Genomic DNA, 13,616 nt, shown 5'->3' on the forward strand with positions numbered 1-13,616 from the left:
CTAAAAAAAATCGAAAACCACTACCAGCTGGAGGAGTATATTTGCGTAAATCCCGGCCAGTATATCATCGGCCATTACGCCCCAACCGCCTGGCAATTCTTCCAGTTTACGGATATAAAAGGGTTTCAGAATATCAAAAAACCTAAAAAGAACAAGCCCAATAAGGGTATATTGCCATTTTAAAGGCACAAATAACAGGGTAATGCACATTCCGGCTACTTCATCAATCACTACCCTGTTATGGTCTTTGCCCCAAATCTCTTCTACCCGGTCGGCACTCATGATCCCGATCATTACGATGAACATGGTAGAAAGTATTGGCCATAAATATGGGTTGGTATAAGGGCTCTGGCAAAGGTGCCAGCAGATACAGGTTGCTATAGCAGCGTATGTACCGGCGCCTTTGCCGATGTAGCCAATGCCCAGGGCCGTTGAAAGAAATTTGTGGATAAACACTATACGGTTTCTATCAGTTCTTCTTCGTAATCCTGACCTAAATGGGTAATCAACTCTTCGCCCATGATGTAACGTAAGGTATTCTGAAGTTTCATCAACTGTTTAAAGATGTCGTTCTCTGCAGGTACACCTGGGATCGTTTGTGGCGATTTTAAGTAGAATGATAACCACTCCTGAATACCCGACATATTTGAGCGTTTAGCCAGATCGATAAACAAAGCAAGATCCAGCACAATTGGTGCGGCTAAAATTGAGTCGCGGCAAAGGAAATTGATTTTGATCTGCATTTTGTAACCCAACCAACCGAAAATATCGATGTTATCCCAGCTTTCTTTGTTATCACCGTGAGGCGGATAATAGTTGATCCTGATTTTGTGGTACATATCGCCATATAAATCCGGGTTAACTTCTGGTTTGAAAATATCTTCCAGCACACCCAGTTTAGATACTTCTTTAGTTTTAAAGTTATCCGGATCGTCTAACACCAAACCATCACGGTTGCCTAAAATATTATCTGAGAACCAACCATTTACACCTAACGAACGTGCAGCTAAACCTGGTGCCAAAATAGTTTTCATTAAGGTTTGACCGGTTTTAAAATCTTTACCTGCAATTGGGGTATCGGTTTCTTTAGCCAGTTCGATCAATGCAGGGATATCAACTGTTAAGTTTGGTGCACCATTAGCGAAAGGAATGCCCAGTTTTAATGCAGCATAGGCGTAAATCATACTTGGCGCAATACGCAAATCGTTGTCTTTTAAGCCTTGCTCAAATGCAGCAAGCGATTCGTGTACTTCTGATGCTTCAAAATAAATTTCGGTAGAACCACACCAAACCAATACAATACGGTCGCAGTTGTTTTCGGCCTTGAAGTTTTTAATATCTTCCATTACCGCTAAAGCCAGTTCGTAACGGTTATCAATGTCTTTTACATATTTACCATCCAGGTTTTTTACGTAGTTTCTGTCGAAAGCAGCACGCATCGGTTTAATGGCCTGTAACTCTTCGCGCACATCGCGCAAAAGGTTGGCATCCAGTACACGGGCGTTTAACGCAGCTTCGTAAACATTATCTTCATAAACATCCCAGCCACCGAAAACTAAATCTTCCAGATTGGCTAAAGGCACAAAATCTTTAATTTTTGGCTCTTTTTTTTCTGTTCTTTTACCCAAACGGATGGTACCCATCTGCGTTAACGAACCGATCGGTTTTGAGATGCCTTTTTTAATTGCAGCAACTCCGGCGATCATGGTTGTAGCTACAGCGCCAAGTCCTGGCATTAATATTCCCAGCTTACCTTCAGCTGCTTTTACTTGTTGTTTCATTCTGTTTTTTATTTAAAATCTTATAACCAATTGTTTTTACGGTACCAGTTGATGGTTTCGTTTAGTCCCTGTTCCAATCCGAACCGGGGAACAAAACCAAAATCGTTCTGAATATTTTTAATGTCGCAGCCCCAGTTTAGGGCAGTGAGCTCTTTTATTTTATCTACATTTAGGGCAGGTATTTTATTAAATACGCCATACACATGTTCCATCGACCATGCCAAACCTTTAATCAACGGCACAGGTACATTTACCCTTACCGTTTTTTTACCTAAAGCCTTACTTACATAATGAGCGAGCGATGAGCGGTTGTACACTGCCCCATCTGATATATTGTAAGCCTTGCCCGCCACTGCAGAAGCAAGCGCTTTAATGATGATATCGGCCAGATCGGTAGCATATACAAAACTGAGTTCCTGTTCCTCCTTGCCGATGTAAAGCTCCAGCCCAGCCTTAATGGTTTTGATCAGTATGAAAATGTCTTTCTCCCGTGGGCCATAAACCGCTGTAGGCCTGAAAATGATCAGGGGCAGATTGGAAATTTGCGCCAGATAAGTCTCAGCCAGCGCCTTACTGATGCCATATTGGGTTACCGGATTGGATGCACTTTTTTCCGTCAGTTTATCGTTTTTCTGCTTTAACGGACCCAGAGCCGCCAGACTACTGATAAATATAAATTTCTCTATCGCATGTGTTGATTTCGAAGCAGCTACAGCTAAATTCCTCGTATATATTGCGTTGATCTTATTGTAATCGCCTAAATTCTTTGCCTTGGTTACTGCAGCGGCATGCACGATATAATCGTATTTTTTCTCTTCGATATTTTCTTTTAGTAAGTAGATCGATTCGAAATCCAGGTCCACATAATTGATCTCAAAATCTTTCAGGTGATCTGCATTCGCTGCTTGACGTACATTTGCATATACTTCCAATCCATTGGCCAAAGCAGATTTAATCAGGTGGTACCCTACAAATCCTGTCGCCCCGGTAATCAACACCCGCTTTTTCATATCGCTTTTTCTAAAATCCTGTATTTGCGGTACAGTTTTCCGCCGATGTCTTCAATCGGTTTATTGATCAGGTCGTTATGGTCCAAAGTCCAGCTCGCCTCCGCATATTTCATTTTTTTAGCTTCGAAATGTTTGATAATCCTGCCATATAAACAGGCTTCGATGCCCATTTTGCGGTAACCATCAACCACACCAAGCAGTAAAATGCGGATACCATCTATTTTCTTTTTATTCGCTAAAAGTTTGATCAACCCTGTAGGAAACAGCCTTCCACGTTTAATTTTGATCAAAATCTGGTTGATATCAGGAATGGCCAGTGCAAAACCCACAATTTTACCATGTTGCTCGGCAAGGATGCAAAATTCAGGATCGAGGATCATTTTTAAGTCTTTTGCCGTATAATCGAATTCTTTGTCCGTCATCGGTACAAAACCAAGGTTTTTATCCCATGCTTTGTTGTATACGTCTCTTACCGCATTACATTCTTCTTTGAATTTCTTCATGTTAATTTTACGGAGAATGATATCGTTCCGTTTTAAACGGTCCTCTATCCTATCCATCAGCTTTACCGATCGGTCGCTGTAAGTGCCAGCAGTATACCGATAAGCCCTTAAATCAACATTTTTTTGAAAACCCATTTGCTCCAAAAGTGGGAGGTAATATTGGGCATTGTATGGCATCATAGCTACAGGCGGACCATCAAAACCCTCAATCAGCAATCCACACACTTCGTTAGTGGAGAAATTAACCGGTCCTAAAACTTTGGTTAACCCATTTTCCTTTAACCATCCCTGTGCCGCATCAAAAAGCTGTTTAGCTGCCGATGCATCATTGATACAATCGAAAAAGCCAAAAAAACCGTCTTTAGATTCGTAGACTTTATTGTGGTTGGTATTGTTGATTGCTGCAATACGTCCAATTACCTTGCCTCCATCATAAAGCAGAAAAAGCTGGATTTTGGAGTGTTCGTAAAAAGGATGTTTGCCAGGGGTAAGCAGATCGCGCTGCGCAATAAAAAGTTCAGGAACGTAATTTACGTCATCTGCATACAGTTCATGCGGGAAATCTACAAATGCCGCCAATGCTTTTTTATCAGAAACCTTGATCAGTTTTCTCATGACTGGCTTCCTACTAATTCTACGTTAACAGCCTTAAAAGCTGCACTTAATTTTTCTATTGCTGTTTGAATCTGTTCAAAGCTATGTGTAGCCATTAAAGAAAACCGGATTAAAGATGAATCGGAAGGTACTGCTGGTGAAACCACCGGATTTACAAATACCCCATTTTGCTGAAGGATATTGGTGATCATAAAGGTTTTGGTATTATCGCGAATGTAAATGGGAATAATCGGACTATTACTGTGACCGATATCGAAACCTGCATCAAGCAAAAGTTTCTTCGCATATTCTGTATTGGCCCAAAGTTTATCAATCCGCTCAGGCTCTGATTCGACGATATCCAATGCAGCAATCACACTTGCCACGGCTGATGGCGGCATACTGGCACTAAACATCAACGACCTTGCCCGGTGTTTGATATATTCGATGGTTTCGGCACTGCCCGCAATAAAACCACCTAATGAGGCCAGCGATTTGCTAAAAGTGCCCATAATCAGGTCTACATCCTCTGTAAGGTTGAAATGCGATGCCGTTCCTGATCCATTAAAGCCAATTACCCCGAGGCTATGCGCATCATCCATCATGATGTTGGCACCAAATTCATTGGCAATTTCTACCATTTCAGGAAGATTAACTAAATCGCCTTCCATGCTGAAAATACCATCAGAAACAATCAGTTTGGCGGCATCTTCAGGTAATCGGCTCAATTTGCGGCGCAGATCCTGCATATCATTATGTGCATACTTAATGGTACGGGCAAAGGCCAAACGACTGCCATCAATGATAGAAGCATGATCGTACTCATCAAGCAAGAGGTAATCGTTACGATCTAATAAACAAGATATTACCCCTAAATTTACCTGAAAACCAGTGCTAAAAAGCACCGCAGCCTCTTTGCCCACATAATCGGCAAGACGGTTTTCTAATTCGAGGTGAATATCGAGCGAACCATTTAAAAACCGCGAACCAGCACAACCTGTACCATATTTTTCGATGGCGGCTTTGGCGGCTTCTTTTATTTTGGGATGATTGGTGAGTCCCAAATAGGAATTTGAACCAAACATCAATACCTTTTTTCCATTGATCACCACCTCGGTATCCTGGGCAGATTCTATCGACCTGAAATAAGGATATAATCCCTTTTCTTTTATTACCGCTGCATCCTTAAAAGAGGCAATTCTATCTTGTAATTTTTTACGCATGCTGAACACTTATATTCTTCAGTTTTTTAAAACCCTGTTCTGAAAGTCTGGCATGCGCTTCGATATTGCTATTGAAATCCGAATCGACTCCATAGATTAAAGCCGCATTAACCAAACGATTTGATAACACAATTTTAACGCGGAAATGAAGCCAAAAAAAGGTTCAAATGTAGGATATATTGGTCAAAAAGTTGGATCGGAAAATTGTGACATTCAGATGAATTGACTAATTGACATTCTGACTTTTATTATAAAATAGTAAAAAATTTAAAAACAGCTTAAAATACACTATAAATCACATAAATAACTGTTTTTTAGCAAAATACAAACCAACAATTTATTAATCAAAAACATTAAAATCAATCAGAAATTAGTCATTTTAAAAAATTATTCTTGCAAAAATGATCTTGAACATTACATTTGCGGGTACAAAATCCGACAGATAAAGGACAAAATCCATCCGAAAAAAGATGGCTAAAATTGGTGTGTAAAAGATGATCGTATCTGTTAAGAAATTATTAAAAAATACTGAACGATTTTATGCAACAAGAGTTACTCAATAAAACTTTTTCAGAAAAAAATCACGAGGAAGCGCTTTCATTAAATGATGGCCTGATGGCGAAAATCCACAATAGCAATGATCCACATTATTGCAGTTCGGAGCCTTTCCGCGTTTCGAGTTATGCCTTAATCCTCATTACTAAAGGCAAGCTCAATATCAAGATCAATTTTGAAGATTATGTACTCAACCACAGGGATATTTTACTGGTTTTGCCACAATCTGTTTATGAAATTGCAGATAATAGCAGCGTTTCGTTTATCAGTATCCATTTTAATAAGAGCTACCTTAAAAATAAGGGGATATTTTTTAATAGTGGCGAAACATACCGGATGTCGAAAGATGTTCAATCACATAAATTTTCACTTTCGAAAGAGGAATACACCTTTATCTATTACGATATGCTGGCACTCCACAAAAAACTTAATGTTTCAAAAGATACGCCACAGATCAAAAATATTGTGCACAACAGCTTTTTGGAACTTCTTTATGATATTTTCCTCCTTAAAAACAAACAGAAAGATTCTAAACCATTAGTACATAACAGTCGCACGGAATTAACCAACCGGTTTTTATCACTGGTCTCGGAAAACTTTAAAAAGGAAAAGCGTGTAATTTATTATGCTAACTGTTTGCGCATTACGCCGAGGCATTTATCGCAGGTGGTGAAACAGGTTACAGACAGGACGGCTGGAGAAATTATTGATGAAATGGTAATCAGGGAAGCCAAACTACTGTTAACCAGCCACGTAATGAATATCTCGGAAGTGGCGATAGAATTGTGTTTTAGCAATTCTTCATTTTTCGGCAAATATTTTAAAAAACAGACCGGCGTTAGCCCATCTGAGTATAAAATGTCGAATAATATTGCGGTTTAAACACATGAATCGTCGACCTCACCATCATTTTTTAAAAAACTAACCTCTACCATTCACAAATAGAAAGGTCGTCATTGCGAGGCACGAAGCAATCTTAAAACGATCGCTAACAGCGTGCGCATTAAGATTGCTTCGTCGGCTGAAAAAGCCTTCTCGCATCCGATTGGTATCGGATGACGATTCTTCGCTGCCTACCGCTTCAATAGAAATATACTGTTATTCATATTGATTTTAATACAATAAACCATCCCTCAGAATGACAATTCTTATATTACGAGACAGCCTCTTTTATTTTACAGGAAAATCTTCCAACCGCAGCCCCGGCAGCATATATAAAGAGCCTTAATATCTTCCTTTCTTTACCATCATTCTATTAAAACCAGCCCTGTGTTTTGCAGGTGCATTGCTTAATACCAGGGTTTTATACTTCCGCAATCGATCCCGTGAACGATTGCATAAATATTTAAACCAAAACAGACTTCTAAGATAGATATTGTTTGTAATTTAATTAATACAATTAACCAAATATTAATCTACCAAGCAAAAAAAACGTTCAATCAATCCCCCATTAAAATTCTAACCAGATTAAAAAAATCAAAAATGAGAAACAAGTATTTATACCTTAATTTCATGGCCATAGCCATGTGTTTACTGCTATTCGGTTGTAAAAAGACAGCCAAAGTGGTTACAGAACCAGAAAACACTGAATTGTCCGCTAATCAGAAATCGCTAACAGCAACAACCGAAGCAGTTTGTTCTGCCAAAGGATGGGCATCACAGAATGGAGGTACCGTTGGTGGCGGAGAGGCTGGAGCAACTGTGGTTACAAATTATACAGCATTAAAATCTGCAATACAAAACACGAGCATCAAAATGATCCAGGTTAATGGTACCATTACCATCCCATCAGGTGGGCGAATTTCTTTACAGGACCAAACTGGAAAAACAATTTTTGGTTCATCTGGGGCAAAAATTGTTTCAGCAGATCAAACAAAAGATAATTCGGGCATCCTCTATGTAAAACGCTGCAACAACATTATTATCAGAAATCTGATTTTCGAGGGGCCTGGTGCTTATGATGTAGATGGGTGGGATAACGTGACATTGGATGCCTGCAATAACGTTTGGGTAGACCACTGTGAATTTAGGGATGGAGTAGATGGCAACTTTGATATCAAAAACATCTCTGATTATATTACTGTGTCTTATTGCAAATTTACCTATTTAAAAACACCACGGGCAGGTGGTCCCGGAGGATCAGATGATCACCGTTTTTCGGACCTGATAGGATCAAGCGATAGCGCCACTGCCGACAGAGGACACTTCCGCATTACTTTTGTACGTTGTTGGTGGGCACAGGGTTGTGTTGCCAGAATGCCACGCGTAAGGTTTGGGAAATTGCATATTGTTAACAACTACTTTAACAGCACCGTAAGTAAAAATTGCGTTCAGGCTGGTTTTGAGTCAAATATTTTAATAGAATCAAATGTATTTGAAAATGTTAAAATTCCAATCGATTTAATGGATAATACGGCCACAGCAGTACAGGAAAAGAATAACATATTTACAGCTGTCACCGGAAATAAAGTTGGTAATGGCGTAACAGCTTTTACGGTACCATATAGCCTTACCGTACTCAATGCTGCCAATGTAAAATCAACCGTTACGGCATCTACTGGTGCAGGTGCCACACTTTCTGGCAATACCTGCACATCTTTATAACGGTAAACACAATTTTATAATTATCAACGGGAGATGATTGAACGTTAAATTTAAGCCGGTTAGGTTAAGCTGGTAAATAACTTGAATATGCAAAAGCATAAAACAGGTAGAAGCTGGATCGTAAATGATCCAGCTTTTTTGTGCAAAATGGGTTTTCAATTGAGATTAACCCAAAATAAATGTTAATGTTATGGGTGTGCAGCAGTAAGTTTTTTACCCGCTATATCTTCCCATCTATAAAAATGAAAGGTTTTATCATCGCTCATCGCCACCAGCAAGCCGTGTTTAAAATCGTTATTCAAAGGAACGGAAACCACATCGATACCATCTGTTTGATTAGCCGAATATTTAACTGTGGTTAAAAGCGGGTGGGGCTGAGCAGTATTGGCTTTCGCTACCCTATCGTACACTTTTAACTGCCTGGCGCCCTGATCGGATACCAGGATATATCCTTTATTTCCTGAAGTTTTATAAATAGCTATTCCTTCATTATCGACAGCAAAATCGCCTTGCCCGAATAGTGCCAATTCTTTATTTCCTTTGGCGGGGTCTGCATAATACTTGCGTACCCCTACCTGCTCATCACAATAATAAACAAAACCCAGTTCGTTATCAACGGCAATGGCTTCAATTTCTTTTTTGCCACTATAAAGGCCGAATTTCCGCACCAAGTCTGCTTTAATATTGCCTTTTCCATCATCAGTTAACAAATATTGCCAAAGATAACTTCCGTTTTTAGGCCCTGTTTTACGACCAACAATTGCATAAATTTTTCCGCTTGGATCGGTATACATCGAAATTCCCATCAAATCGCGGTACTCTGCTCCTGTTTCACCTACAAAAACCGGAATTCCGCCATTGTCGATTGCTTTCATATCGGGAAGAGAAAATATCCGCAGTTTATGCGTGTAACGTTCTGTTGTAACCGCAATATCTGTCTTTTTCCCAGCTAACTGTAAACCATAGGCAATATCAACGTTGTTAGGTCGCTTTAAGCCTTTTACAGTTTTTGATTTGATGATTTTACCTTTCAGATCGAAAACATACAAGCCACCGCTGCTATCTTTATCGGTACCGATTACCAATGACTGTGCCGGATCATTAGGGTTTACCCAGATCGCAGGATCATCGGTATCAACATCGACAGGATCAGATACATATAAAGGTTTTACGGCTGTACTATTTCCGTTTTGTGTACCTCCATTACAAGAAATGGTCAGGCTTAGAACCGCAAAAGCGGCAATTTTTAATATATTGTGCTTCATTTTATATCTTAGTTCCGTATGCACCAACAAATGTTGATGGTGAAGGTGAGCTATAAGTGATACCATTTTTCATTGTAATTCCGGCCTGGTAATGGCGGGTAAAGTTAGTGGTGCCTTTACCCAAAGCCGGTGAGTTGCCTTGCAGGTGAAAATCCCATGCGGTATTAAAATCGGCATTGGTAACTGCTGTGTTTAGAGGATAGTTCACAAATTTAGGATCATTAGCTCCGGCAACATTGCTAATCACATCGTTTTTACCACCCACAATATCACCAGTTGGCTGAAACTGATTTACAGTCGCCTGATCGAAACCATAATACCAGTTATTGCTATAAGCAGAACGGCTATCTTCAGGCTTTTTTGGATCTCTTTTCACGCCAAAACGGGTATTGGCGAAAAGATTATTATATAAATCTGCACGCACATTACTTTCCAGCCAGATTGATCCGCCTTTCGCAGTTGGTCTTCTCCAACCTGTATTCACCATCGTATTGTTGTAAGCAATAATATACGTTTGCGGCGTTTTATCTCCAGTGTTAGATAATTTTAAGGCATTGGTATTGGTGCTATAAACCAAATTATAGGCTATATCTGCCAAACAGCCCGATTTAAAGTTCATAGCTTCTCCTCCTGTTACACCCGTGGTATAAAACACATTGTTGGCAAAAATGATTCTTCCACCTTCAATATAAGTACAATCTTCCTGAAAATTTCTGATGGTACTATTTTGAACCACCAATCTACCTCTGGCATTGGCAAACCAAAGCGCTGGCAAACTTTCGCCCGCAACCTTATACAGGCCCATTTTTACTGAAGTAGAAGCATCGGATGTTTTAGCACCGCCGTATTCTAGAATTACATGATCAAGCACTAGTTCCTCGCATGTTGGGCCAGCCAAAATACCGCCCCAGAGTTTACCAAACTTAGTTAACGGTGTTTTGTAAAAGTCATTTACGGTAAATTTGATAGGGTTCTCTGTGGTTCCTAAAGCATACAAATTGCCCTTTATAATAATTTCTGGTTTTGCAACCGTATCCATCAGTACCGTCACCCCTTCTTCAATCGTTAACGTTTTCCCTTCCGGGATTACAATATCACCTTTAATTACCTGTGTACTGCCTTTTGCCCAAACTCCAGAAACCTCCCCAATTGCCGAGCCATCAACAGCGCTGGTATCTACATCTATATTGGCTTTCTCACATCCCGCTAAGGCTAGCAGCCCCAGGATCATCAATTTAAAAATCTGATTCGATTTCATGTCTTTATATCTTTAAATGCTATTAATTAAACTTATACCTGAACCCAACTAGATAGTTTTGGCCATAATAATCACTTCTGATTAATGTATTCCCATTTTTAACCAAATTTTCATTGATATCGTTATTTGCCGGGTTTGTACCTTTTATAAATAATTTTGTCGGCGTATTTAAGATGTTATTGGCCTTTACAAAAACACTAATACCGCCTTTAAAACGTTTTTCGGCTGAAGCATCCATCTGTACAAATCCTTCCTGCCACAAATCGTTATTTAAGAATTGAGAAACCGTGTTGATGCGTGGCCCAGTGTAAGCACCTGCAACCTGAACATCCCAGCCTTTTTTAGTGTCTTTAAACAATAGTGATAAGTTGGCAATATGTGCTGACTGACCGTAAAGCGGGCGTTCCTGGTTAACATTGGCCGGTTCCGTATCTCCAGTCGTACTATTGATAACCCTGGTGGTTTTAGGGGTGTTGATGCGCGAATGGGTGTAGGTATAATTGGCCTTCACGCCTATTTTGCTGAAATATTTGATATAATCTACCTCTGCGCCATAATTATTGGCAGTACCAAAGTTTCCTGGGGTATAATAAGTGTCCTGCCCGCGAACGGCATCAGCCAGAAAAGTATATTCAATTGGGTTTTTGATCCGCTTATAAAAAGCACCAACTAACAGTTGTTCTGAAGCACCTGGAAAAAGTTCGTAACGTAAATCGAAGTTATCGGCCAAGGCGCGTTGCAGGTTCACATTACCACGTTCTATATAATCTTCGTTTTTTACTCTTCCCGGTACAATTTCATAAAAACCAGGGCGATTAAGTGCTTTGTAATAAGAAGCATGTAACTGCGCTTTTTCAGTTAAAAAATATTTTGCAGTTAAACTCGGTAATACATCGGTATAAATCTGGTTTCCTTTTGGAAAAGATTCTCCTGCCGGAAAAAGAAGATTATAACCCTGATTGGTATGTTCTACTCTTGCACCACCAATTACTTCTAATTTAGCTGAAGTATATTTAAACATTCCATATCCAGCAGCTATTTTTTCACTTGCATCGTAAGTTAGCGCGTTAGACACCGCACCTGTAGGATTACTTACTACGAGGTTTAAATCAGTATAATTCTGAAAACTTACACCGTAAAGATCAAATGCATTTGCTGCGCTTGGGGCAAGATTGTAATTGTTAAAGAAACTGCTTCTTTGTTTATCACGGTATAAACCTCCGGCCATAACATCCAATTTATGCTCGCCAGCCAAAACTTGGTAAGTCAGATCCAAATAGCCAGCTAAGTCCTCATCTGTATTACGCTCCCATCTACGGGTAACCGGATCACTAGTAACCAAACTGGTACGTTTGCTTTGAAAATCCTGTTCTATGCCGTTTAAACTGATACTGGTATTTTCGGGCACATCATTTTTGGCTGAAGAATAAACAGCCGACCATTGTACTTTAAATTTATCATCAAAAAATTTATGGTCGCCATGCAAGGTACTGTTGTAAATCTGTTGTTCGGTTAAACGGCTGCGGGTATCGTAAACCAATTCTGCGTTTCCTGCAGCAGGATTATATACCCCGTTATAGGTAGTGGTTACGGCATCTCTAACCTGCTGATTTTTCAGGTTAACATATACGTTATACAGGCTAATCTGATGGTCTTTGTTAAAAACGTAATCAACCTTTCCATGCAAACCTGTTCGTTGCTGCTGTTCAGAATACTCGCGATAACTTTTGCTGGTAATTTTGGCGTAAGGATCAATACCTACAACAGCATTATTATAAAAAGTACTGTTGCTGCCACGATATGTATTTTGATAACTGCCTGCCAGTACTACACCGAGTTTATTATCTAAAAAGCGTTTACTTAAAGATAAGCTACCTATTAAATTAGGCATAGGGTTTTTATACTTATAATCGAGTGTACCCTTGCTAAAATCGTTCTGTGTAGCATTATAGCTTTTCCCGTTTAGTTCATAAGGCGATTTATAATTAATACCTGAAGCATTGTAACTGGCAAACTTACGATCTAAAAACAATTGGCTATAACCGGTAGAAACGTTGGCATTTACCTGCAATTGGCCTGGTGCATTTTTCATCACCATATTAATCGCTCCTCCAATCGCATCGCCCTCTAAATTTGGGGTAAGGGTTTTATAAACCTCTAAACGATCGAGCAAATCAGCAGGAAAAAGATCGAGCGGAACATACCGGTATTTATTATCAGGACTAGGGATTTTAACGCCATTTACCAAAGTATAATTATAGCGTTTATCCATTCCCCTTAATATGGCGTACTGTCCATCGCCATTGCTATTGCGCTCTATAGACACACCAGAAATGCGCTGCATCACATTGGCTACCGTTAAATCTGGTGAAATTTCAATTGCCCTCCCTGAAACGATATTCATTAGCTGAGGGCCATTTTTTTCTAAACGTCTTGCCCCCTGATCGGTAGAACTCACGGCATTTGACTTAATGGTGATATCGTCAAGGCTTTTCGAATCGCTCTCCATGTAGAACTTTAAGTGATCGTTATCCTCTTTCAATACCACTAAGGTCTTCTCAATGGTTTTGTAAGTAATGTAGCTTACACTAATTTTGGCAGCACCTGCTTTTACATCCTTAAATTCGAAGGTACCATCTAATCCGGTATTCGTTACGCGCCTTGGGTTTTCTAAAACCACTGTTGCACCTACAATGGCTTCTCCAGTTTGCTTATCGTAAACGTGGCCTTTCAGTTTTGTGGCATTTGCTGTGCCTGCACAAAAAAGAAGTAAAAACAGAATTTGTAATAGTTTATTCATTGTGTTTGGTCATGTCTTTTTAT

At 39.6% G+C, this 13,616-nt stretch carries 10 protein-coding genes; 2 read left to right on the forward strand and 8 right to left on the reverse strand.

Annotated features, from left to right (window positions below; translation table 11 throughout):
• From ACUN24_RS23225 to spt, 5 genes are read right to left on the reverse strand one after another with little or no spacing between them, the layout of a single operon-like run.
• On the reverse strand, positions 1-456 hold the full coding sequence (locus ACUN24_RS23225) for a phosphatidylglycerophosphatase A family protein (RefSeq protein WP_255562416.1): 456 nt from the start codon (positions 454-456) through the stop codon (positions 1-3).
• Positions 456-1,781: an inositol-3-phosphate synthase gene (locus ACUN24_RS23230; RefSeq protein WP_132400858.1), complete on the reverse strand. Its 1,326-nt coding sequence runs from the start codon at positions 1,779-1,781 to the stop codon at positions 456-458. The genes ACUN24_RS23225 and ACUN24_RS23230 overlap by 1 nt, the downstream gene beginning before the upstream one ends.
• A gap of 20 nt (positions 1,782-1,801) precedes the next feature.
• Positions 1,802-2,791, reverse strand: a complete 990-nt coding sequence (locus ACUN24_RS23235; protein WP_445564678.1) for an NAD-dependent epimerase/dehydratase family protein — start codon at positions 2,789-2,791, stop codon at positions 1,802-1,804.
• Positions 2,788-3,909 (reverse strand): hypothetical protein, encoded by a 1,122-nt coding sequence (locus ACUN24_RS23240; protein ID WP_445564679.1) that lies wholly within the window; start codon positions 3,907-3,909, stop codon positions 2,788-2,790. The genes ACUN24_RS23235 and ACUN24_RS23240 overlap by 4 nt, the downstream gene beginning before the upstream one ends.
• Positions 3,906-5,111: a serine palmitoyltransferase gene (gene spt, locus ACUN24_RS23245; RefSeq protein ID WP_445564680.1), complete on the reverse strand. Its 1,206-nt coding sequence runs from the start codon at positions 5,109-5,111 to the stop codon at positions 3,906-3,908. The genes ACUN24_RS23240 and spt overlap by 4 nt, the downstream gene beginning before the upstream one ends.
• Positions 5,112-5,651: 540 nt before the next feature.
• Between spt and ACUN24_RS23250 the strand changes: the two genes are divergently transcribed.
• The gene (locus ACUN24_RS23250) at positions 5,652-6,548 is read left to right on the forward strand and encodes a helix-turn-helix domain-containing protein (RefSeq protein ID WP_445564681.1); all 897 of its coding nucleotides are present in this window, start codon (positions 5,652-5,654) and stop codon (positions 6,546-6,548) included.
• Positions 6,549-7,148: 600 nt separating this feature from the next.
• A complete protein-coding gene (locus ACUN24_RS23255) occupies positions 7,149-8,270 on the forward strand; it encodes a pectate lyase family protein (RefSeq protein WP_445564682.1) in 1,122 nt (373 codons plus the stop codon).
• A 188-nt stretch (positions 8,271-8,458) separates the two neighbouring features.
• Here the strand turns inward: ACUN24_RS23255 and ACUN24_RS23260 are convergent, their stop codons facing one another.
• From ACUN24_RS23260 to ACUN24_RS23270, 3 genes are read right to left on the reverse strand one after another with little or no spacing between them, the layout of a single operon-like run.
• Positions 8,459-9,535 (reverse strand): phytase, encoded by a 1,077-nt coding sequence (locus ACUN24_RS23260; protein ID WP_445564683.1) that lies wholly within the window; start codon positions 9,533-9,535, stop codon positions 8,459-8,461.
• Between the two features lies 1 nt (position 9,536).
• On the reverse strand, positions 9,537-10,793 hold the full coding sequence (locus ACUN24_RS23265) for a right-handed parallel beta-helix repeat-containing protein (protein ID WP_445564684.1): 1,257 nt from the start codon (positions 10,791-10,793) through the stop codon (positions 9,537-9,539).
• 22 nt (positions 10,794-10,815) lie between these two features.
• Positions 10,816-13,593: a TonB-dependent receptor domain-containing protein gene (locus ACUN24_RS23270; RefSeq protein ID WP_445564685.1), complete on the reverse strand. Its 2,778-nt coding sequence runs from the start codon at positions 13,591-13,593 to the stop codon at positions 10,816-10,818.
• Positions 13,594-13,616 lie beyond the last annotated feature (23 nt).

The organism is Pedobacter sp. WC2501 (assembly GCF_052682415.1).